Genomic DNA, 24,753 nt, shown 5'->3' on the forward strand with positions numbered 1-24,753 from the left:
ACAGGACGGGACTGTTTTGTCTCAGGATCATAATGAGATGTAGACTCGTAAACGGCAATCATTCCAGTCTTTTTGTTTGTGTACTTCACTATCGACATCTTTCATCCAACCTCCTTAACTGTACTTGGTACTATTTATTATATATCATACCAATATTTATGTCAATACGTGTATTGGTATTATTTAGTTATATAGTACCATTATTTTCCACAAACTTTCAATCAGAAATTAGTGCAAAATGCAGAGAGGCCGTAACCCCAGACATAATCTGAGTTTACGACCTCTTGCATCAATCAGCACTTATATATTTTTAGTCAATCATTAGACCGTGAATAGTAACTATGATTTTAAAAATCTTATAGCATCCTGGAATGTGGAAGAGACAGATGCGAAGACATTAAAAAATGGCGTGCTGGAGGTGGCTGCAGACAGGGACTTTACTGAGATTCTCTGCAGAAAAGAGGCTGCTAACCTTGATCAGACAGGTGAAGTTATCAATGGAGATAAGGTAAATATTGACTTAAAGCCCCGCACCGGATATTTCTGGCGAGTGACGATTACAGGCGACAACGGAGATACCACAGTCTCAGATGTGCAATACTTTGAGACTGGAAAGATGGACGAAGCCTGGACAGGAAAATGGATTGCAGCAGAGGATGGTGCTAAATATCATCCGATTTTCAGAAAAGACATTGAGCTTAGGGAAAAGCCTGTGAAGGCCAGACTTTATGTGAGCTGTCTTGGCGTATTTGAGGCATATCTTGATGGTGAGAAAATCGGAGATGAGGTTCTGACTCCTTACATCAATGATTATGAAACAGGAATGCAGATTATTGCATTTGATGTGACAGACAAAATAGGTGAAAAAAGTCAGCTTGATATCCAGGTCGCTAAGGGCTGGTATATGAGTAACTTCGGTCTTGAGGGCGGCCATAATTTCGGTGACAGAATGGAGGCCATTGCTGAGCTCCATGTGGACTTTGCTGATGGAAGCCATGAAGTAATCGGAACGGACAATACCTGGAAGGTACTGAAAAATGATGTTATCGAATCCGGAATTTATTACGGAGAAGATCTGGATAGAACAGCAGGAACACCTGAAATCGGTAATGCTGTCGAAGTAAAGGCAGAGAGAGCACTTCTTGACAGATACAGTATTCCGGTAATTGTAAAAGAGATACTTCCCGCAAAAGAAATAATCCATACTCCTGCGGGTGAAACTGTAGTTGATTTTGGACAGAATCATGCAGGCGTAATGGAGTTTGATGCTGATTTTCCTGCAGGTACAAAGATAATAATTTCCTGCGGAGAGATACTTCAGAAAGGCAATTTTTTCAACAAGAATTACCGCGAAGCCAGATCACAGTTCACTTATATATCTGATGGAAGGAAAGAGACAGTACATCCCAGGTTCACTTTTTTCGGATACCGCTATCTGAAAATTGAAGGTTGGCCGGAGGAGACCGTACTTACAACTGACAAGATAAGATCCCGTGTACTGTATTCAGATATGGAACGCACAGGTTATATTGAGACCAGTAACGAAAAAATCAACAGGCTCTATGAGAACTGCATCTGGGGACAAAAATCCAACTTCCTTGACATGCCCACAGACTGTCCACAGAGAAATGAGAGACTTGGATGGACAGGTGATGCGCAGGTATTTTCACAGACAGCCAGCTACAACATGGACACCAGAGCTTTTTACAGAAAGTTCCTTCGCGATCTTGCACTTGATGCAAAGCGCCATGAGGGAGGTGTTGCAAGCTTCCTGCCCAATACAGCCAATAACCTTGCGGGAGTTGGAAGCATCTGGGCAGATGTAAGCACAATAGTTCCCAATGTACTTTATAATACCTTCGGTTCTCTGGAGGATACCAAAGAACACTATGAAATGATGAAGGGCTGGGTAGAGTACATGCATCGAAATGATGCAGAGCATGGCGACAAGGGGTTCTTCATTTTGCCTTTCCAATTTGGCGACTGGCTTGGTCTTGATGGAATAACTGAGCAGAGCTTCAAGGGAGGGACCAATGACGACTACCTTGCTGCAATCTATTACTATCGATCAACAGTAATAACAGCCCAGATGGCAGAGAGGCTTGGACTTAAAGAGGATAAGAAAAAATATGATGCCCTTGCAGAAAAGGTAAAGAGCGCAATTCTTGATGAGTACTTCTCAAAGACAGGACGTCTTGCCTGTGATACTCAGGCAGCATATATTGTTGCACTTGCCTTTGATGTATATGTGGACAGGGATAAGCTCATAGAGCAGTTCATTGACAGACTTAATAAGGATTGTTACCAGATAAAATGCGGTTTTGTGGGAGCACCTCTTCTTTGTACCACTCTTGCAAAAATCGGAAGAATGGATCTGGCATATCATTTCCTGTTTAATGAAGGGTTCCCAAGCTGGCTCTACTGCGTAAATCTTGGAGCTACCACAATCTGGGAGAGATGGAATTCGGTTATGCCTGATGGAACAATATGTGATGAGGGAATGAACTCCCTTAACCACTATTCATACGGAACGGTCGTGCAGTTTATGTATGAGTACATAGGAGGACTTCGTCCTGCCACTGAAGGCTTTAAGAGTGCAATAATTGCACCGCAGCCTTCTATGAAATTCAGACATTTTAATTCCTCTATGGTAACTGCAGCAGGAAAATATGTATCCAATTGGAAAATTGGGGAGGATGGAATACTTACACTAAATATCGAAGTTCCGTTTAACGGAAGTGCTAAAGTAACTCTTCCCAGATTTAGTAGAAGTAAGCTTGCAGTTACAGGTTTTGATGCAGAAACTATTGATGAAAGCGGAGCAGTAGTACTTCCTGCAGGAAAGTATGAAATCAGCTACGTGCCTTCAAGAGATTATCGATGCGTGTACGGACCTGAAACCAGGCTCTCCGAGCTTGAGAAGGACGAAGAAGTGATGGCACTTCTTGAGAAGGAGCTTCCCCCTGCCTATGGAATAATCCGTAAGCATGATAAGGAAAACCGCAATCATACCTTGGGCGAGCTGCCATTCCTGTTCTTTATGGGCTTTACACCTGAAAATGTAGGCCCTGTGAATGAAAAGATATTCAATTTTAAGAGATGGTAAAACTATTTATTATTTTTATATTAATAAATGTCGGATTCTCCGCAAATTAAGAAGTGTTCCATCTAAACCTCAAATTATAGAATTACTTATAAGCAGACTAATTTGTGCATAACGCAGTATTTAAGAGGTGGAACATAATGAAAAAAACAAAATGGAACGATAACTGGCTTTTCTGGAACAGCAAGGATGCCTTTGCTCTAGTGTGGAGCATTCCTGAAAATGCGAGAAAAATTACACTTCCCCATGATGCGATGATAGAGACAGAGACACATGCTGATTCGCTTAATGGCGGCAATACAGGATTCTATGATGGTGGTTCCTATACTTATGTGAAGTTTTTTGAATCAAAAAAGGGTGACAGAAGCAGGAATATAATGCTCTTATTTGAGGGTGTTTACATGAATACCTTTGTCTATGTTAACGGTCAGCTTGCTGCTAACAGACCTTATGGATATTCAGAGTTCACAGTTCCGATTTCTCAATTTTTTAAGGAAGAGGGCGAGAATGAAATTCGCGTTCAGGTGAGAAACAATGCATGTCAGAACAGCCGCTGGTACACAGGCTCCGGAATCTACAGAGACGTATACCTTCTTGAAGCGGATAATACTTATATAAAGGAAAACAGCTTCCTGATAACAACTGAAGAATGTAATGAAGAAGAGGCAACAGTACATCTTAAGGCATCTGTAAGGAATGCGGATATAGCGCCAAAAGACCTTGTTATCAGCTTTGGAATTTTGGACAGGAATGGAGAGCTTATTGCTTCCGATCAAAAGGTAATCAGCGCTAAGGCTAATTCTGAGATGACTGTTTTTTCAAGATTATATGTAGACAAGCCATCACTTTGGTCTGATGAAAATCCCGCACTTTATAAGGCTGAAGTTACGGTGTTCGAAGCAGAGGAAGAGAATGACGGGCAGACAGGCTGCGGAGAATCTCTGGATGATGAAGCGGAGATCTTCGGTATCAGAAAGCTGAGACTTGATGCAAAGCATGGCCTTAGAGTGAACGGAAAAAGTGTTAAGCTTCGTGGAGCCTGCATTCACCACGACAGTGGAATCTTAGGGGCAAAGACCTTTTATGAAGCTGAATACAGAAGAGTTGCTATATTAAAAAAAGCCGGCTTTAATGCCATAAGAATGTCTCATCACCCTACGGCACCTGCACTTGTAAAGGCCTGTGATGAACTCGGAATGTATATCATGGATGAAGCCTTTGATATGTGGACCAGGGCAAAATCAGACTATGACTATAATATGTATTTCATGGACTGGTGGGAGCGTGATGTGGAAGCGATGGTCATGAAGGATTACAATCATCCTTCAGTTATTCTGTATTCTATCGGAAATGAGATCCCTGAAATTGGAACGGACGAAGGCTCAAGGCTTGCTGCAAAAATCAGCGGACTTTGTCACAAGCTGGATCCTAATAGATATACCCTTGCTTCAATAAACGGAGTGTTTGCGGCAGGAGATGCTGTGCCTAAGATTACTGCAGATGTTGCTGCATCTGTAGAAGATGGTGATGATTCCATAAACGTAAATGATTTCATGACTATCATGGATAAGTACATGGATAAAATTGTCGTACATCCTGAGATCACAAAGCGTCTGCACAAGGCCTGTGCAGCAACTGACATAGCAGGCTATAACTACATGACAGCACGCTACAGCCTTGATGCTAAAAAGGCTCCTAACCGTGTTATTGTCGGTAGTGAAACCTATCCTCCTGAGATTGCTGTAAACTGGAGAGAGGTTACAAAATACCCTCAGGTTATCGGAGATTTCACCTGGACAGGTTGGGACTACCTGGGAGAAGCAGGCGTAGGAATTCCTGCATATAAATTCGGTGAGGGCGGCTTTGGCGCACAGTTCCCTGCTAAGCTTGCTTATACAGGAGATATTGATATCACAGGCTTTAGAAGACCTTTATCATATTACAGGGAGATTGTTTTCGGACTAAGAAAAGCTCCTTATATAGCAGTTCAGGATCCCGCACACTATGGCGAGAAACTGATAAAGACACCCTGGGTAATGAGTGATACTGTTTCAGGATGGACCTTTAGCGGATATGAAAATAAGCCGGTTGTGGTTGAGGTTTATTCTTCAGGGGATGAGGTGGAATTATTACTTGATGAAAAATCCATAGGAAAGAAAAAGGTTGTGGAAGAGGATAACTGCAGAACTCTTTTTGAAACAACTTATCAGCTGGGAACCTTAAAAGCTGTGGCATACAAAGATGGCGAGAACATAGGAGAATATGAGCTAACTACTGCAGTGGGAGATATGAAGCTTTTTGCTGAGGTAGATGGAAATATATTGGAAGATAGTGAGATAGTATACGTGAATCTTTCTCTTCAGGACTCTGATGGAGATGTTTTCATAAACTCTGATCAGAGTATTACGCTTGAGCTTGAAGGTGACGCTGAGCTTTTAGGCTTTGGATCAGGTAATCCCAAAGAGCAGGAGCCTTATAGTAGCAATACTTCAAATACCTGGAATGGACGTGCCCTGGCTATTGTCCGTAAGATACCGGGAAAAAAAGTCGTTCTCAAGGCAGGTATAGATTCAGGTATTAAAACTGAAATAGTACTGTGATAGAAAATTAAATAATTCGAGATATCATGTAATATAATGGAGTTTCCCCGATAACTGTCCGGAATCTAAAATATTAGGCCGGATTATTATTGGGGATTTTTATTTATATTTATGCATCTTAAAAAATGTCGGATATAGATAAACATATTACATGGAGCAGGAAGTATTACCTTGCTATTATAATCTCACAAAGCAAAAAACATTGTTTACCACATTTAAAAACATGAAAAGGAGAAGGACAATGGGGAACAATAGTAATTCTACAAATAAAGCAGAAGTCGGTGGTGCCTTTAGATGGTTCCATGCTACTTCCGTAAACGGCGGCGCGATGATGGTAGCTGCAGTACTGGCAAGTTATCTGTCTGTTTATATGACGGATACATTAGGGATTCCGGCAGCTATATGCTCAGTAATAATGTTTATAGCAACTCTCTGGGATGCGATAAACGATCCGATGATGGGTGTGATCGCTGACAGTACACATACAAAGATGGGACGTTACAGGCCTTACTTCCTGTTTGCACCGGTTCTGCTTACATTCTTTGCAACTATGGTCTGGGTAGACTGGGGCTTTACAAATACTACGGCTAAGGCTGTATACATTCTTATTATGTACATCGGCTACGGAATGACAGTTACTATGTACACAATGCCTCAGATGGCAATTCTTCCTGCAGCTGTTAAGAATGACGGCGAGAGAAATAAGATAATCACAATGGGAGCAGGATGTTGTGCCGCAGCATTTACAGTAGGTAACACCTTTACTCCAAACATCACAGGCTTCTTTAACAGCCTTGGATTTTCAAATGGCTATGTGCCCTACATGATCATTTGCGGTATTCTTTCATTTATTTCCTTCTGGGGACTTTTTAAGGCTTCAAAGGGACAGGAGAGATATCTTGCAAAGCCTGAAAAGAATCCTCTTAAGGGAATTGGAATGGTATTAAAGCACAAGGAAGTATATCCTAACATCATTGCCTGGGTAATGGCTTCAATGGGATATGGACTTATGTTTTCATCATCAGTTTACTACATGATGTATTACTACCAGAGACCTGACCTTATAGGTGCATACATGGGTGTTATTTCAATCGGCGCACTTATTTCAATGGTTGTTGCAATGCCAATCGTTCTTAAGATATTCAAGAGTGGACAGAGAGCACTTTGCTTCTCTCAGGTGACAACAATAGCTTTATATGTAGTTCTTTTCTTCTTCGGAAAGACAAACTTTACTTTCCTTTGCGTGCTCACTTTCATCGCATCTGTAACAGGAGCTATGCAGAACGCACTGGTTAATATTCTTGTAAATGATACTATTGATTTCATCATGTACAAGGAAGGAAAAACAGCAAACGGACTTGTTTCATCAATCAAGGGATTTGCACAGAAGTGCGGTAATACAGCTACAAGCTCAGGCATACTTGCAATCCTTGCAGTATCAGGATATGTGGCAGGTGCCATTGGACAACAGCCCGAATCAGCTATGTTTGCTCTTAACTTCATCAAGTTCGGAGCACCCAGCATTACAGGAAGCATTGTTATTCTCTGTGTAGTATTTGGACCAATCAAGCACTACAAGAAAGAGATAGAAGAGATGAAGTCCAAAATGCATGCTGAGGACAGTGAGAATAGTCTGAAGAAGGCTGTTTGATAAGAAAAAAGGGAACTGAGTCCGCATACGGTCTCGGTTCCTTTTTCAGTGTGTGAAGTTTGATTTACATTACTCATGTGAGAATGGAATGAAGGGGCTGTCCTTTTTATTGGACTTTCTGAAATCGGCCGGTGAGCAGCCATAGGTTTTTCTGAATACCCTGGAAAAATGATCGGCGCTGTTATACCCTATTTCTTCAGCTATTTCATTTACCTTCTGGTCGGTATTTATAAGCAGATTTACTGCATCACGCATACGAAGATTCTTAATAAGATCCGTGAAGTTTTTTCCGGTATTCTGCTTTATGAGTGTGCAAAGATGCGGCTCCGAATAGTGAAAAAACTCGGCAAGAGAGGACAACGAAAGTGTCTGATAGTTGTGCTGAATATATTGCAGTACAAGTGAAAAATCAGAATCAATATCATAGTTGTAAAAGGATATTGTCTTGCTGTAGTTTCGGAGAAGATTAGCAAAAAATAAATTGATTATGTTAATACAGCAGTTGTTACTATACCCGTCAGGAGCCTCTGATTCGATCAGAAGCTTTCGAAGGAAAATTCTGCATTCCATATTGTTTTCAGTAAAGAGCATAAGGTAATTGGGCCTATCCTCATTTCTAAGGATGTGCCTGAAAAATCCTGACAAAAGATCCTGATGAAGCATAAGTGAAGTGAAGGTACTTTCGAAGGTACTTTTCCTGATGCAAACGGTATAAACTATGCTGGTTTCATCATCTATGATGTAGTCATGATTGGAGCCCGGAGCAACTATACATACTTCACCTTCGTGCATCTTATGGGCAGTTCCCTCAAAATACAGAGTGCCCGCACCCTTTATCACAAAATCCAGCTCAAAATAATTATGCCTGTGAGCATAATTTCTGGTAAATCGCGGATGACGAATAGTGTAGACATCATAAAACTGAGGAATGATTTTTTCCTCACCTACATAGGAATTTATTGCATGCTCTACATCATAATGAAGAGGTATATTATCCACAAGCTTATCAAATTCATCATCACTTACTGACAGGGCATCTGCAGGAAGCCTGAAAAAAGATGGCGATGTACTAAGAAGCCCCTTTTCATTCATGCGCTGCATCATTTCGGTAAACTGAAGCTTCATACCTGTGCGCTTGTAATATGAATTCATTTCATTTTGGAATTTTCCATAAGTCGTATATTTTTTCATGGCTATATCATAACATACTAAAATTCTTTTGAAAAAATAATGCAGATATTCTTTCAAAGCACTTTTTATGCGGAACAGGTACAACGGCTCGTATGATAACTGATGCAACAAATCTTCCTGTACGCGGTTATAATTCAGGCCCCCTTGGCGGTGACCAGCAGATCGGCACTAAGATAGTAGAGGGGAAAATTGATTTTGTTATTTTCTTTTCAGACCCGCTTACAGCAGCACCTCATGATCCTGATGTAAAGGCACTTATGAGAATTGCACAGGTGTATGATATTCCTTTTGCCAATAACAAAGCTACAGCTGATTTCCTTATTCATTCATCATACATGGATGAGGAATATGACCACGACATTATCAACTTTAAGCAGAACATTGAGCACAGAGCAGAGACACTTTTGTAAATTGAAAATGCAATATGATATTAGCTACAGGCAGATGTATTTTGGGATATTTAATCACTGTATAAAACTGTGATTAGCCAGTCGGTAGTCTCTGGGACTGCAGCCATATATTCTGCGGAACAGACGATGGAAAAAGCTGGTGTTGTCATAGCCTACAGAGATAGCGATATCGGCAATAGGTGCATTTGAACGAACAAGAAGAGAGCAGGCCCTTTCAAGGCGCTTCTCCTGAAGGAAATCCTTGAAGGTGTGGCCTGTTTCTTTTTTTATTATGCGACTAATTGTGTATACATCTGCTTTTTCTGTTGCTGCAAAATCCTTAAGAGATGCGGTTTTGTAGGATGTATCAATATAGGAGAGGAGCTTAAGCGTTATCTCCTGTTCATAGGAATGCGAAGCAATATGAATAAGCTCAGAATGATTTGTGAGATTAAGGAAAAGAAGTCCCACAGTGGCCTGGTTTATGGTTCTGCTGTTTTTGTCGGAGTTCAGCATATTCCATATCAGGTTTTCCATTAAATTCTGAATGGGAAGAACATCCGAAACATTAAAATACATGTAGTTGCTGGTCAAATCCTTTCTGGTGAGGCAGCTTATTATGAAGTCTCTAAGGGCGCTTGGCTGAGCTCCCATCATAGGAAGCACCACATCAAAAAATTCCGGAAGTATCATGAAATTAACTGCAATATCATTCTCACCTGCCGGATATATTTCCTGAGTGGCATGCTGATTCAGGAAAAGAAGATCGCCTTCTTTCAGAATAATTTCCTGACCATCCACGATATGTCTTGTAGTACCATTGCACATATAAATGAACTCAACATAGTTGTGAGTATGCTTCGGAAAGTGAATAAAGCGCACATGCGGACGCATATCTATAAGGCGTCCGTTTTTTAATACCCTCGCAGAATCAATCTCATCTGATTTTTTGGACGCTTGAGGACTATAGTACAAGTCACGGTTTATATATTCTTTTCCATCCAGTATGGACTGCTCCTCATCTGTGATAATACTGAGCTTTTGCAGTAATTCTCTGTTCATTTAGGACCTCCGTGAAGGATTATGTCTTTAAATTAACATGTGTGTTTATTATTTGCAATAAAGGACCTATTTTTCTTCAATGTAGGACCTTAAATATTTCGTCTGGGAGTTTTAATATAATTTCAAGATGTTTAAGACGAGAGTTTTTCACGATTGATTTATCTTGGCCAATAGTTTTTGGCATAAGTATTTGTCAATAATCCTGACACTACTGGATAGGATTACTTGTAAAGAGTGTCAGATTGGATTTAACCATAGTTTACTGTGCATGTAATGATCATGTGCCGGTGTAGACGATGAGATTATTCTCGTAATATTTTTCCGGATTATAAACAGATAGCAAAAAAGAAAGGGAAGGTTACAAAAAATGATAGTTAAGGAAAGATATGAAGCAGCAAAAGAGCGTTATGCAAAGCTTGGCGTTGATACAGATAAGGCTATCAGCGAACTTGAAAAAATCAGTCTCTCAATGCACTGCTGGCAGGGAGATGATGTAGTAGGTTTTGATCAGAAGGGACCTCTTAGCGGAGGAATTCAGACAACAGGAAATTATCCGTATAAGGCTACAACACCTGAGCAGCTCATGCAGGATATAGATGAGGTATTCACACTTGTACCCGGAAAACATAAGCTCAATCTTCATGCCTGCTACGCAGTATTTGAAGGTGATGAATGGGTAGACAGAGATAAATTAGAGCCTAAGCACTTCAAGGCCTGGGTAGATTTTGCAAAGAAGCATGGCATCGGTCTTGATTTTAATCCCACAATGTTTTCACATCCCATGGCAGAGAATGCAACACTTTCATCAGAGGATGAGACAGTTAGAAAATTCTGGGTTGATCACTGTATCGCATGCCTTAAGATGGGAGATGGCTACAGAGTGCCCCGTTGTATTCCCTGACGGAATCGGCGTTGTACCGTGGATGGTACCCGGCGGACGCGACATCGCGGTTGCAACCTCCGACATCATGAAAAAGCAGGACGTAGCTATCTGGGCACACCACGGCATGTTCGCCTGCGGAGCTGATTTCGACATCACCTTCGGACTTATGCACACAGTAGAGAAGGCAGCAGAGGTCCTCGTCAAGGTTATGTCCATGACAAACACAAAACGTCAGACTATCGAACCCGATGATTTCAGGGCCCTCGATGAACCCTTCGGAATCAAGGTAAACGAAGACTGCCTCTACGAGAAAAAGAGCAACATAATCGGGGAGCGCTAACATATAAGAGCCTTCTCCAGTGGAGAAGGTGGTGCGAAGCGCCGGATGAGGGCATTAAATAAAGGGTATAGCAACATGAATATAAAATATTACTTAGCCGTCGATATAGGCGCCTCCTCGGGACGCCATATCCTTTCGTGGATCGAAGACGGCAAAATTCAATATGAAGAAATACACAGATTCTACAACGGTATGGATGACGAAGGCGGTCACAAGGTTTGGGACACAGGGAGGCTTTTTGAAGAGATCCTTACCGGCATGAAGAAGTGTCATGAGATGGGCAAAGCACCCGCCTCCATGGGAATCGATACCTGGGGCGTTGATTACGTTCTCCTTGATAAAAACGACAACATCATTGGCAGCACTTATGCCTACAGAGATAGCCGAACCGAAGAAATGGACGGTGAGGTCTATAAGATTATTTCCGAAAAAGATCTTTATGCGCGCACCGGAATTCAGAAGGCTATTTTCAACACAATTTACCAGCTTATGGCTTGCAAAACCAAGGAGCCCGAGAATCTTGAAAAGGCAGAATCACTTTTGATGATTCCCGACTATCTGCACTTCCTGCTGACAGGGGTAAAAAGGCAGGAGTACACCAATGCAACCACCACGCAGCTTGTAAATCCGGAAACCAACGAGTGGGACATCGAACTTATTGAAAAACTCGGTTTTCCTAAAAAATTATTCGGAAAGCTCTCCATGCCCGGAACTGAAGTGGGCGACCTCTCAAAAGAGATTCAGGAAAAAGTGGGCTTTAACTGCAAGGTCATCCTACCTGCGACGCATGACACAGGCGCCGCAGTCATGAGTGTTCCGAATACCTCGGAGGATGTTCTATACATCTCCTCCGGAACGTGGTCGCTCTTTGGGTGTGAGCTGGAAAAAGCGAACACTTCGGAAACAGCGCGCAGTGCTAATTTTACTAATGAGGGAGGATACGATCACAGATACAGATTCCTAAAAAATATCATGGGCCTTTGGATGATCCAGTCCGTGAAGAAGGAGTTTGAGGCAGACTACAACTATACTTCCGGGGATGGTTGCAGTGATAACGCGGAGGCAGCAGATTATTCCTTTGCAAATCTCTGTGCAAGAGCTGAAAAGGAGACAATCGATTCCATAGTTGATGCCAACTCCGAACTTTTCCTTGCGCCTAAGTCCATGATAAGGGCGATTCAGGATGAGTGTTACAGAACTGGTCAACCGGTGCCTGTCACGCCTTGGGAGATTTCGCGCGTGATTTACAGATCTCTCGCAGCGTGCTACAAACAGGCAGCAGAAGAAATCGAAGAGATTACCGGGAAGCATTTTGACTCCATAAATATAGTAGGCGGCGGATCAAACGCAGAGTATCTGAATAAGCTGACAGCGGGGGCAACCGGCAAGACGATTTATGCAGGCCCTTCGGAAGCAACAGCCATCGGTAACATCGGAGCGCAGATGCTCTCAGACCGCACTTTTGCTGATCTTAATGCCTTCAGACAATGCATCTTTTCATCCTTTGGGGTTAAAGAATTTAAGTAATTGTCTTGACGACTTTTTGTAGGACACGGGGTGATAAATTATAAGGGTAGCGATGCTTGAAAAAAGTGTTAATAGTAGGGGGATATCATGAAACACAATCGCATTCTATACTTCGCTCCGATACTTATGACTGCAACTATGATGACGTATTTCAGCGTTATGCTGATGCTTGTTCTGATGCTCGCAGAGTAAGGAGTTTAAAAGCAATAATTGGCATTATCATAACAATAATGCCCAAGAACACAGTAGCCGTATATGTTACATTAATATGTAGCATATATGGCTTTTTTATATCATAGGAAATTGCTTTCCTATGATATAAAAACACTCCGTGAGGATGCGCACTCGCGCGAAAGGAATATGTTGCATAAATGCAACCGCGCTCGGCGCGAGAATGCCGCAAGCGGCATTCTTTCTTATTTGGAATATGCTGCTATTATATAGAAAAAAGGAGAAGGAACTATGGCAAATATGATAATGCGCTTTCCCGGAGGCCTTCCGAAGGCGCTTACTTTAAGCTATGACGATGGTGTAGAGCAGGATGAAAAGTTTATTGAAACAGTAGAAAAGAACGGATTGAAGGGAACCTTTAACCTTAACAGCGGTTGTTTTCCTCCGGAGGATGTGAAGTACGAGCCCGGCACAATTCACAGACGCATGCCTCTTAACCGTGCGAAGCAGGTTTATGCTAAGAGTAAATGGGAGATTGCAGCGCATGCCTACACTCACGCATCGCTTGTGGGACTTCCCGGGAATATTGCGACAGAGGAGATTGCAAAGGACAGAAAGGAACTTGAGGAGATTTTCGGAACCTTCGTAAGAGGCTTTGCTTATCCTTATGGTGCTTATGATGATACAAGTGTGGAGATTCTTAAGAATTGCGGCATTTGCTATGCGAGAACGGTGGAGGCAACACATGATTTCCATCTTCCCAAGGATTGGATGAGACTGCCTGCAACCTGCCACCACGCTGATCCGGAGCTTATGAATCTTGCAAAGAGGTTTGTCGAGACCAAGGACTGGTGGGATCCGATGTTCTTCTATCTCTGGGGACACACCTATGAGTTCGAACAGTTCGACAACTGGAATGTGATCGAGGAGTTCGCTGAGTATATTGGCGGTCGCGACGATATCTGGTATTGTACCAACATCGAAGCATATGATTACTGCCATGCGTTCAGTCAGCTTATTTTCAACACTGATATGACTATGTGCAAGAATCCGACTTCCAAGGCACTGTGGTTCTCCTATGGCGAGAAAAATGTATATGTTCCTGCAGGAAACACAGTGACATTTTGATATAATAGGGGGAACAAATCATTTGGGGAGGAATGGGAGTTGCCTATAAACACTAAGAAAATAAAGGTCGCGGGCCTGACTGTTGCGGCGCTTATTGCAGGAATAGTCACTGCTTATTGTTCGCGCTATGAGTACGGGAATCAATATGTGGTTAACGAAGAGGGGAACAAGGTTGTTGATCAGGGATACAAGGAGGTATACTTCGGGCACATCCCTGAAACCGATGAACTTTATGCAGAGTACATGGTAAGTAACAGATGGCCGCATTGGTTTCCGCTTTATCAGGAAAAATACGGACTTATTGATATTGAAAATAAGACAGCGACAGAGCCGCGATTTTCAGACAGTTTGTTATTCAGATTCGACGGACTTGCCTGGGACTACGAGGGACATTATGTTGATAAAACAGGCAAGATAGTTGTTGATTGCAAATACTATGGTAAGGATGAAAGATTTCTTGATAATCCCAGAAAGTTTGCACTTTTTGCGCTCCAAACGGGACTTACAGGTAAGAGCATGGATTATCTATTCACGATGAAAATCAGTATAACACTTCTTAAGAAAAAACCTGATGTAGGGGATGCTGAAACACAAGTCGTGTGAAGAAAATGCAAACAATGCAAAAAAATATGATATTATTATGAAAAGAGGCAAAGACGCTTTCAGAACGAACGTGGTCTTTGCCTTTTGTTATATATAATAGGAAGTAAGACAGGACAGCTTGATAAAGGGGATAATAAGATGAAAGATAAGAAAAAATCAATAATTGGCGTATCGCCGCTTTTTGATGATGAAAAAGATAGCTTATGGATGCTGCCGGGGTACATGGATGGAATAACGCAGGCAGGTGGAATACCGATAATGCTACCATTAACTTCAGATAAAGAGACGATTCGTCAGCTTCTTGATACCGTGGATGGAATTCTTCTGACGGGCGGACAGGATGTGTCCCCGGAGATTTATGGAGAAGAGAAGCTTGATAGTTCTGTTGCCTGCTACGAGGCAAGAGACAGCATGGAAAAAGAGCTGTTGGGTCAGGCTCTGGAAAAGGACATTCCTATTCTCGGAATTTGCAGAGGTATTCAGTTTCTGAATGCATATCTTGGAGGGTCGCTCTATCAGGATTTGGGGAAACAGCATCCTTCAGAGACGGAGCATCACCAGAAACCACCTTATGATGTGCCTGTTCACGAAGTTAATATTATAGAAGAATCCGGTCTGCATAAGCTGATTCAGTCAGATAGAATCAGCGTAAACAGCTATCATCATCAGGCGGTAAAGGAAGTCGCCGATTCTTTAAAAGTAATGGCAGTATCAGAAGATGGTCTGACAGAAGCTGTGGAACTACCGGGAAAACGCTTTGTGTGGGCATTGCAGTGGCACCCGGAATTTTCATATAAAAAGGATGACAACAGCAGACTGATATTCAAAGAGTTCGTGAGCCGCTGCTCTGATTGCTGAGTCTTATCCCTGTTATTAAATGAAACATATGTTGCTCATTTGTTGCATGCATTTTTTGCATGCACTTTTTTATTGCAATATTTGTGCCTTTTTTAGAAATCTGAACAAAGAGGAGCTCTTTTCAAAACGATAATATATAGACCATAAGATAACAAAAACGCAAGGAACAAAGCCTTGCATGTAACACATAAGATACCGCATCGAGGCGGTACCGGGAGAGTATTTTATAAGAAAAGAGAGGATATAAAAATGAGCAAACTTCCTGTTGCAATCCAGGTATACGGTCTTCGTGATCTTCTGGAGAACACACCTGAGAACTTCAAGAACGTAATGACAAAGATCAAGGAGTTCGGTTATGACGGCGTTGAGCTGGCAGGCCTTTACGGACTTGAGCCCGCTTTCGTAAGAGAGACACTTAAAGAGGTTGGTCTTACACCCGTAAGTGCACACGTTGCATTCGCTGACATGATGGATAATCTTGATAAGGTTATCGCAGACTACAAGGAAATCGGAGTCCAGTACCTTGTAATGCCTTACATGGCTGAGGAGTACAGACCGGTTAATCCCGAAGGATTTGAAAAGTTCCTTCCTCTTCTTAATGAAGTAGGAAAGAAAATCCACGATGCAGGAATGACATTCCTTTATCACAATCACGACTTCGAGTTTGTAAAGCTTCCTGATGGAAGATACGGATACGATGCAATGTTCGAAGCAATTGACCACGACAATCTCATGTGTGAGCTTGACACCTGCTGGTGCGATGTTGCAACAGGCCAGGCACCTGAGTTCATCGAGAAGTATTCAAACAGAATCCCGATCGTACACCTTAAGGACTACATCAAGAAGGGCGAAGTTAAGAACATGTACAAGCTTATCGGAATTGAGGAAGAGGAGTCAGAGGGAGATACAGGATACTTCGGATTCCGCCCCGTTGGATTCGGCCAGATGATCTGGGAGCCCGTTCTCGAGGCATCAGTTAAGGCTAATGCAAAATGGGTAATCGTTGAGCAGGATGAGCACTACGATGCAGACGTACTTGAGTGCGCAAGAAGAAGCCGCGAGTACCTCAAGATCTTCGGATGGTAAATCGAATTAAAAACAATAAATAGTACATTAACGGAAAAACAATTTCCATTTAAATAAGGGAGGAAAACAATGAACACACCTAAGGAATTAAGAATTGCAATCATCGGTTGCGGAATGATTTCACACCGTCACATGACAGTTATCGAGAACCTCAACAAGAGAGGACAGAATCTTCGCGTAGTAGCTGCTGCTGAAATCGACAAGGACAAGCTTATGGCTTGGGGCAAACAGTACGGCCTTTCAGAGGACTGCCTCTACCAGGATTTCAGAGAAATGCTTAAGAGAGACGACATCGATGAAGTAGAAGTTTGTGTACACAACAACCTTCATACATCTGTTGCAACAGCAGTTATGGCAGCAGGTTTTGACTGTTACTCAGAGAAGCCTATGTCAGCAAGCTATGCTGATGCAAAGATTCTCTACGATGCTCAGAAGAAGTATGGTAAGAAGCTTGCTATCCAGATCAGCTCAATCTACAACCCTCAGACAAGAATTGCTAAGGAAATGATCGCTGACGGAAAGCTTGGTAAGATCTACCATTGCAGATCAGTTGGACACAGACGTCAGGGACGTCCCGGCTATGATATGCCTTTCTTCAGCCGTGATTTCGTAGATCCTAACGTAGGCGTACACGGACCTCTTTTCGACCTTGGTATATATCACATTGCACAGATGCTCTATGTAATGGGCATGCCTGAGCTCGAGAGCGTATACGGAACAACAACTTGTGATTACTGGAGAGATAAGGCAATCGACGATGCAGTAGACTGCCACACACCTGTTGAAGATCTTTCAGTTGCAATCGCTCGCTTCAAAAACGGCCTTTCAATGGATATCTATGAAGACTGGGCTATTCACATGGATGAGATCGGAACAAGCTTCATCGCTGGTTCACTCGGCGGACTTAAGTTTACAGACGTTGACCAGACAGGTGGCCCTATGGCTGTTCCGGAAGGCGGACAGATCGTAGGCGGCGGTGCTCTTCAGAAGCCAAGACTTCAGTACTTTGGTGTTGATGAAAAGGGTCGCCTCTTTGATACAAAGCTTGAGTGTGCAATCGACGACGTTACAGGTATGCAGGAACTCGCTCTTCACCCTGAGATGGCTATGTACAACGACAACCAGCTTCAGTGGTACTCATACCTCCGCGGAGATCTCACAGATGAGACAAGAATTGACTCACCCTATATCGCTATGCAGACAGCATTCCTGTCAGAGGGTGTTATGCTTTCAAATGAACTTGGCCGCAGCGTAACAGCTGAAGAAATCAAGAAGATGTCCAAGTCCATCGCTCTTCGTGAGCAGAAGACAGACTTCGGCGTAATCACATACGACTTCGACGAGTACAAGCCCGAATAAAAAACACCTTAAGCCTTCTCCCCAAGGGAGAAGGTGGCACGAAGTGCCGGATGAGGGGATATAACATTAAAGAAAGGAATATTCAAAATGTATCAGTATAACAAAAAAGGCCCCAAGCGCGGCGTAGCTCTTTACAGCTATTCAGCAGAGTTTGGCCTTACCAAAACACTTGAAGACTGCTTCGAAGATCTCTATGACATGGGAGCTCATGGTATTGAGATTCTTGCAAATACACATATCGAAAACTATCCTTATCCCACAGATGAGTGGGTTGAGAAATGGCATCATCTCTGCGAGAAGTATGAAATCGTTCCTGTTGAGTATGGTAACTGGATCGACAGCCACGTTCTCGGTGACAGAGATCTTACAACAGAAGAGTCTGTTGAGATGCTTAAGAGAGACATCCGTCTCGCACACCGCCTTGGTTTCACAGTTATGAGGACCAAGATGCCCGTTATCAACGATCTTCTTGAGCCTGTTGATAACTGGAGAGAGATCATCAAGGGAGCACTTCCGCTTGCTGAGGAACTCGGAATCCAGATGTGCCCTGAGATTCACACACCTTCCAACCTGAAGGGCAAGCTTGTGACAGATTTCGTTGATTTCATAAAGGAGACAGGAACCAAGAACTTCGGACTTAACATTGACTTCTCTGTTTTCCGTACAGAGTTCAAGCCCGGTGAGTGGGTAGATCCCAACTTCACACCCAACAAGCCTGAGGATATCATCCCGCTTCTTCCTTACATTTACTGCTGCCACGCTAAGTTCATCAACATGAGTGATGACTTTGAGGAGACAACAATTCCTTACCGCGAGGTTATCAAGGTAATGGCAGAAAACGGCTACGAAGGATATCTCCTTAGTGAGTATGAAGGTGCTGACAAGTATGACGATGGCTACGAAGTAGGCCAGACACTCAGAAAACACCACATCTTACTTAAGGATGTGCTTGGTGACTAATACCGATTTTCAGAGAAGGAGAGAAATACAATGGAGAAACAGGTAATCCAGTCAGTTGGATTCAGAAATATAAAAGACGCAGAGGGCAATGTTACAGGCTTCCAGTTCAAGGTAAGACTGCCCTATTACAGAGGAATTTTCCTTTCACAGCTTCGTCCCGGCACACTTTTCGTTGACGGTGAGAAGATCGAGAAGGAAAACATCACCTGGAACATCAAGGGTGAGGATTTCACAAACGAAGAGATGGCTTCAGACTTCCATACACATTGGATGACAACAGTTCCCGCTGTTCTGAAGGTTAAGAAGGAAGGCGGCCTTGCACAGGGTTATCACGACCTCAAGTATGGTTTCTGCTGGACATCATCTTATATGCCGCCCATCATCCAGGACGGACTTGATCCCGACAAGGAGCCCATGGTTTACATGCCCGAGTTCGGTCATCACGTAAATGAGAGACGTCTTCTTATTGTTTAATCTGTAAAATTTTGAGCGCTTCGATAGAGCTTACAGTAAGCTTTATCGGGGCGTTTTTTGCGTAAAAATCTCCAAAATGTTACAATTAATATTCACCAATAAATTGAAAAGGATGTTTCTATGAATTTTGATACATGCTCTTATGAAATAGTAAGACCGGAAAAGAATGAAAAGCACATAATTATGAGCCTGACGCTTCTTTTTGCAATTGAGGGAAGCGTTACCGTCAACGTGCTTGAAGATAGCTTCGTCCTTAACGAGGGTGATGTTGTCATGATTAATCCCGGTGTTGAGTACAGTTTTGGAGATGTGGGCGACTCCATTGTGGGACGTGCTCTTTTTTCCATGAAGATGATCGGAAGTGTAATGAAGGGCAAAAATGTGCTCTTTTACTGCAACTCGGTGGCTGATAAGAGTAAGTCCTACGAGGATTTAAGGAACATTTTTTACCATATGACGGAGGAGTATCTCTACGGATCGCGCCAGTCGGATTGCCGTATTGACAGCAATTTGTACCTGATTCTTGATACTCTTATAGAGAACTATCAGACGCAGAACCTCAATGAAGCGCAGGGTAATCCTGACAACGACGTGCGTATGCAGCAGATGATGCAGTATATCATCGGCAATCTGGATCAGGAGGTCAATCTCACCGAACTTGCGGAGAGCATGTATGTATCTGCATCCACTCTTTCCAGAATTTTTAAGAAAAATACAGGTGTGTACTTTGCTGACTATGTAACAAGATTAAGACTTCAGCAGTCACTTCTTTTGCTATCATCAACTGATCAGAACATGACGCAGATAGCGCTGTCCTGCGGTTTTACCAACTCTTCATCCTTTAACCGCGCCTTCAGAAAAGAGATGAATATGTCTCCTTCACAGTACCGTGAGCTTCACAGCGAGGATGCGAAGAAAGAGGAGGATGAGAAGAAGAAAATTGACGTTGAAATTAGGGAAAAGCTTGAGAACAACGTCGCTATTCATGGAAGCGCAGGAGTGTCTGACAGCATTTCGGTGGATTTATCCGAAAATGACGGTGAGGATTATGAAAAGATCTGGAACCGCATGCTTAATATAGGAAGTGTCAATGATCTGACACGTGCAAATATGCAGTATCACACTGAATATCTGCACGACAAGCTCAATTTTGATATGGCACGTATCTGGACACTTTTTTCAACAAAACTGATGATAACGGATGGCAGCGGAAGGAAAGCCTGCAATTTTAACATGGTGGATATTGCACTCGACTTCCTTGTAAGACATCACATCAAAGTATTTCTCAGCCTTGGCAGAAAGCCTGATATGGCGGCTATGTCCACGGGTGAGATATATAAAATGGACGACTATATTCCTTTTGTGTCCAGGAAGGCCTGGGAGACAGCCGTTTCGGAATTCTTCAATCATATAGTCGACAGATACGGACTTAAGGAAGTATCTGATTGGATTTTCGAGCTATCTTCCATACCGATTCTTCAGGAGGACAATATCAGATTATGGCAGGGGGATTCCTATTCCGTACAAGAGGCATACGATTTTCTGTATAAGACTGTTAAAAGGAAGATACCGGATGCAATGGTCGGCGGTTTCGGTGGAACGGTTGAGGATGACTGGGAGAAGCTTCGATCACTGTATTTGAGTCTCGTTGCAAAGGATGAGACGCCGGATTTTGTGTCCTTCCTGCTGTTCCCCTATGAGAATTCAGTTGATGACGAAGGGAACTATGACAGGCGTGTATGCAAGGATCCTGAGAATGAACTGCGGCAGGTACGCCAGATAAGAGAGTTGATGGAACAGTCCGGATTATCGGACAGCAAGCTTTTTATAACCGAGTGGAATATTTCTATTTCTAACAGAAACTATGTAAATGACAGCTGCTTCAGAGCTTCATATATAGCGGGCAGAGCTGAGAAGCTTCTCGGACATGTTGATGCACTTTCAATAATGAGCTCTACGGACTGGATCAGTAACTATATGGATACCACCGGACTTTTGAACGGAAGTATCGGACTTATATCCACTGACAGAATAAGGAAACCTGCTTATTATTCCTTTGCATTTTTGAATACTCTTGGTCATAAGCTTCTTGCGCACGGAGACCATTATATTATTACGAAAACAGATAACGGAAGTATTAGAATGATGCTTTTCAATGATTCCTGGTTCTCTGCGGGATATTTCCTCGGACCTGAGGAAGTGCCGCTCGACAGGATGAGTTCGGGCTCATATACTGTAGGACAGGCGCTTGATCTTTCAGTGACCATCAAACATTTGCAGGGTACCGGTAACTGGTATATAAAGAGGCGTATTCTTAACAGAAATCATGGAAGCATACTTGATGAGTGGCAGAAGTTCCAGTATGAGACAAGACTTACAAGAAATGATGTAAAATACCTTGAGTCAATAAGCGTTCCGAAGCTCACTTTGGAGAAGGCGGAGCTTGAGGATTCGGATCATTCGATTATGGTGAATGCCAGCCTTGAACCGCACGAAGTGTGCATGATTCATATCTTTTCAATGGATTAAAAGGGTGATGCAACGATGTTTGTCATTTGTTGCATCGCTCTTATTTTTTGGCCTGAAATATGAAACGTTTGCAGTAAATCGTGGAATGTATAGCAAGAGAGAATTGCATATAAAAGATAAAGTATATACATAACAAACGTGCACGTGTTTAACCCGTCCTTAAGGGTTAGGCAAACAAAAAACTTTTAACGCAATACTATATTTTTTTAGGAAGGTATAAAGGTATGGGATCGAAATTTACATCCCATGACTTGGGAGGAAACGACAAAATGGTAAATCATGCTACGACAGAGGCATCTGATGAGAGGGTGTTAACACCGGTAAACAATGCTTCGAACAATGAAAAAAAAGAAAAGACTAACTGGGTCACCGGTGGTTTCTACGCAATGGGTGAGGTTGGCTGCCAGCTTTCATGGTATATGATCAACACCTACCTCACAATTTTCTACACAGATATCGTTGGATTATCAGCATCAGCTATATCACTGATCTTCGTAATAGCTCGTGTTTGGGATGCTATCAACGATCCTATGATGGGTGCTATATGTGATAAGACAAAGACACGCTTCGGTAAGTTCCGTCCTTACATCATGTTCTCACCTATTTTCCTGGCAATCTTTAACATACTTACATTTACAGTATTCCCGCTTCAGGGCGCTATGAAAGTTCTTGTATGCCTGATCTGCTACATCGGCGCAGGTATGGCTTACACAGCACTTTGCATCCCTTACCAGGGACTTGTAAACTTTATCGCAAGAGATTCACAGGTTCGTATGGACTATGCTTCTTGCAGAGGTATCGGTTCAGGTGCTATCAGCATGATTCTTTCAGCTGTTGCAATGCCTCTTATCCTTTACTTCGGTCACAGCGCAACGCCTACAGCTCAGGGTTATTTCAAGACAACTGTTCTTTTCTCACTGCTTCTTATCCCTGTTTGCCTCCTTTGCGCATGGAAGTGTAAGGAAGTTGCAGTTCCGAAGGAAGAGAACGTAAAGCCTACACCTATCAAGGAAGCTCTTCCTTATGTTATTAAAAACAAGAACATCATGATCACGGTTTTCTCTACATTCTCCGGTGCTATCGGTTGCATGGCTCGTATGTCAATGCTTACATTCTATGTAATCTATGTAATTGGAAATCCGATGATGATTTCACCTATCTTCACAACAATGACAGTTTGCCAGCTTCTTGGTAACCTGACACTTCCTTGGGGAACAAAGACATTCTCTAAGAAGGGCTACATGCTTCTTACAACATTCATCCAGGTTGCAGCACTTGTATTGCTCTTCCTTGTACCTGTAAACAACATGGCATTCATCCTTGCAGTTTCAGCAGTTATCGGTCTTACAATGGCTAATGCGAACATTGCACCCGGTATGATGTGCGACTCTATCGAGTATGGCGACTGGAAGTATGGCGTACGTGAGGTTGGTCTTACATTCTCACTTGTAAGCTTCTCAGTTAAGCTTGCTACAGCAGTTACAGGTGTTGTAACAGTATCACTTCTTTCAGCTATCGGTTATGTTCCCAATGCAGAGCAGACTGAAGCAGTTAAGATCGGTATCAACGCACTTGTTAACCTTTTCCCTGCAGTAGTCATTGCTATTTCAGGTATCTCAGTTCTCTTCTATGATCTTACACCTAAGAAGATGAAGCAGATCTATGCTGAGCTTGATGCAAGAAAGAACAAGTAATTTTTCAAAAACCTAATGGTAACGATTTTGGTATGTAATCGCGCCGGTATGTGAAAAGACATGCCGGCGCTTTTTACTTACTTTCCGACATAATGAAAGGAATCATTATGAAAATAGAAACAATAACACTTAATAAAGAAAGAAACGTAACTTTAACCGCAATGATCCAGGATGTAGGCGGAGAATTCAGAGGAGTGACCAAGCGCCCTGCAGTATTTGTAATCCCGGGCGGCGGTTATATGTTTTGCTCCGACAGGGAAGCAGATCCGGTGGCACTTCCGTATCTCAAGGCTGGATATGATGCCTTTATTTTGAGATATTCTGTTAAAGAGGATTCAGCTTGGCCCAATCCTTTGAATGACTACGATCAGGCTATGGATTATATTAAGGAAAAAGCTGATGAGTGGAACGTAATGACTGATAAGATTGCAGTTATCGGCTTTTCAGCAGGCGGACACCTCGCGGGCGCAGCAGCGACAATGTCAAAGAACCGTCCCGCAGCAGCAATTCTTGGATATGCAGTTTTAAGAGAAGATACTGCACATGAGATTACAGACGGTCCTTCAATTGTGGATGCTGTTGATGAGAAGACCTGCCCCTGTTTCTTGTTTGCAACAAGGACTGACAATGTGGTGCCAATCCAGAATACTATAGACATGATGAGTGCGCTGAATAAGTACAACACTTCCTTCGAGTGCCATGTCTATGACTATGGTCCGCACGGCTTCTCAACCTGCGATTCAAGTCTGGTATTTAAGAATGTGCTTATCACCGAGAGAGCTAAGAACTGGGTTGATGACAGTATCGGTTGGCTCCGCGATGTTCTTGGGGATTTTGATGAGACCGGTATTACAAAGCCTGTCTGCAAGGCGCATGTGACAGACGACGGTGAGCAGTGGCTCTCACTTGACTGCACACTTCAGAGAATCTTTGGTAATCCCGAGGCGGTTAAGGTGCTCTCTGACACTATCGACAGAATGCGAAAGGAGATTCCTCCCTTTGCCCCTGATCTCACCTTCGAAGACATGATGATGGGAGTCCTTGGAAAAATGAAGATGAGAGACCTTCTCGCAGAAAGAAATATTGATGTTGATAAGTTTGACGAGATGGATGAGAAGCTTTCCAAGATACCTAATATTTGATGG

Annotated in this window: 16 protein-coding genes and 3 pseudogenes; 17 read left to right on the forward strand and 2 right to left on the reverse strand. The window is 42.6% G+C overall.

Going from position 1 to position 24,753, the window contains the following annotated elements; genetic code table 11:
• The first annotated feature begins 328 nt into the window (after positions 1–328).
• From BLR42_RS05510 to BLR42_RS05520, 3 genes are all read left to right on the forward strand, one after another.
• Positions 329–3,106 (forward strand): alpha-L-rhamnosidase, encoded by a 2,778-nt coding sequence (locus tag BLR42_RS05510; RefSeq protein WP_091867304.1) that lies wholly within the window; start codon positions 329–331, stop codon positions 3,104–3,106.
• 137 nt (positions 3,107–3,243) lie between these two features.
• A complete protein-coding gene (locus tag BLR42_RS05515) occupies positions 3,244–5,703 on the forward strand; it encodes a glycoside hydrolase family 2 TIM barrel-domain containing protein (protein ID WP_091867306.1) in 2,460 nt (819 codons plus the stop codon).
• A gap of 241 nt (positions 5,704–5,944) precedes the next feature.
• Positions 5,945–7,354, forward strand: a complete 1,410-nt coding sequence (locus BLR42_RS05520) for an MFS transporter (RefSeq protein ID WP_091867308.1) — start codon at positions 5,945–5,947, stop codon at positions 7,352–7,354.
• Positions 7,355–7,423: 69 nt separating this feature from the next.
• Here BLR42_RS05520 and BLR42_RS05525 read toward each other — a convergent pair whose 3' ends face one another.
• On the reverse strand, positions 7,424–8,545 hold the full coding sequence (locus BLR42_RS05525; RefSeq protein ID WP_022762125.1) for a helix-turn-helix domain-containing protein: 1,122 nt from the start codon (positions 8,543–8,545) through the stop codon (positions 7,424–7,426).
• 44 nt (positions 8,546–8,589) lie between these two features.
• Here BLR42_RS05525 and BLR42_RS05530 point away from each other — a divergent pair.
• Positions 8,590–8,955 (forward strand): annotated as a pseudogene (locus BLR42_RS05530) (methylglyoxal synthase); the annotation flags it as partial.
• A gap of 54 nt (positions 8,956–9,009) precedes the next feature.
• Here the strand turns inward: BLR42_RS05530 and BLR42_RS05535 are convergent.
• Positions 9,010–9,996, reverse strand: coding sequence for an AraC family transcriptional regulator (locus BLR42_RS05535; RefSeq protein ID WP_091867312.1), 987 nt, complete (start codon positions 9,994–9,996; stop codon positions 9,010–9,012).
• A 367-nt stretch (positions 9,997–10,363) separates the two neighbouring features.
• On the opposite strand from BLR42_RS05535, the pseudogene BLR42_RS05540 reads away from it, so the two are divergent.
• The 13 genes and pseudogenes from BLR42_RS05540 to BLR42_RS05600 form a co-directional block, all read left to right on the forward strand.
• Positions 10,364–10,864, forward strand: a pseudogene (locus BLR42_RS05540) (L-rhamnose isomerase); the annotation flags it as partial.
• A pseudogene (locus BLR42_RS05545) lies at positions 10,860–11,219 on the forward strand (class II aldolase/adducin family protein); the annotation flags it as partial. The pseudogenes BLR42_RS05540 and BLR42_RS05545, both read left to right, overlap by 5 nt.
• Before the next feature lie 75 nt (positions 11,220–11,294).
• A complete protein-coding gene (gene rhaB / locus BLR42_RS05550) occupies positions 11,295–12,746 on the forward strand; it encodes a rhamnulokinase (RefSeq protein WP_091867317.1) in 1,452 nt (483 codons plus the stop codon).
• 462 nt (positions 12,747–13,208) lie between these two features.
• Positions 13,209–14,045, forward strand: a complete 837-nt coding sequence (locus BLR42_RS05555; RefSeq protein WP_091867320.1) for a polysaccharide deacetylase family protein — start codon at positions 13,209–13,211, stop codon at positions 14,043–14,045.
• Between the two features lie 39 nt (positions 14,046–14,084).
• A complete protein-coding gene (locus BLR42_RS05560; protein ID WP_091867322.1) occupies positions 14,085–14,648 on the forward strand; it encodes a WG repeat-containing protein in 564 nt (187 codons plus the stop codon).
• A gap of 138 nt (positions 14,649–14,786) precedes the next feature.
• Entirely contained in the window at positions 14,787–15,506 is a 720-nt protein-coding gene (locus BLR42_RS05565; protein WP_091867325.1) for a gamma-glutamyl-gamma-aminobutyrate hydrolase family protein, read from the forward strand.
• A 249-nt stretch (positions 15,507–15,755) separates the two neighbouring features.
• Positions 15,756–16,592 carry a sugar phosphate isomerase/epimerase family protein gene (locus BLR42_RS05570; protein WP_091867328.1) on the forward strand — a complete coding sequence of 279 codons (837 nt, stop codon included), beginning with the start codon at positions 15,756–15,758 and terminating at the stop codon, positions 16,590–16,592.
• 69 nt (positions 16,593–16,661) lie between these two features.
• Positions 16,662–17,951, forward strand: a complete 1,290-nt coding sequence (locus tag BLR42_RS05575; protein WP_091867331.1) for a Gfo/Idh/MocA family protein — start codon at positions 16,662–16,664, stop codon at positions 17,949–17,951.
• An 87-nt stretch (positions 17,952–18,038) separates the two neighbouring features.
• Positions 18,039–18,911, forward strand: a complete 873-nt coding sequence (locus BLR42_RS05580) for a sugar phosphate isomerase/epimerase family protein (RefSeq protein ID WP_022762114.1) — start codon at positions 18,039–18,041, stop codon at positions 18,909–18,911.
• Between the two features lie 30 nt (positions 18,912–18,941).
• Entirely contained in the window at positions 18,942–19,385 is a 444-nt protein-coding gene (locus tag BLR42_RS05585; RefSeq protein ID WP_022762113.1) for a C-glycoside deglycosidase beta subunit domain-containing protein, read from the forward strand.
• 120 nt (positions 19,386–19,505) lie between these two features.
• On the forward strand, positions 19,506–21,914 hold the full coding sequence (locus BLR42_RS05590) for a GH39 family glycosyl hydrolase (protein ID WP_091867333.1): 2,409 nt from the start codon (positions 19,506–19,508) through the stop codon (positions 21,912–21,914).
• 224 nt (positions 21,915–22,138) lie between these two features.
• The gene (locus tag BLR42_RS05595) at positions 22,139–23,608 is read left to right on the forward strand and encodes an MFS transporter (RefSeq protein ID WP_242879219.1); all 1,470 of its coding nucleotides are present in this window, start codon (positions 22,139–22,141) and stop codon (positions 23,606–23,608) included.
• A gap of 107 nt (positions 23,609–23,715) precedes the next feature.
• A complete protein-coding gene (locus tag BLR42_RS05600; protein WP_170832643.1) occupies positions 23,716–24,750 on the forward strand; it encodes an alpha/beta hydrolase in 1,035 nt (344 codons plus the stop codon).
• The last annotated feature ends 3 nt before the right edge of the window (positions 24,751–24,753 follow it).

This window comes from Butyrivibrio sp. INlla16 (assembly GCF_900104155.1).
In the GTDB taxonomy this organism is placed as follows: Bacteria; Bacillota; Clostridia; order Lachnospirales; family Lachnospiraceae; genus Butyrivibrio.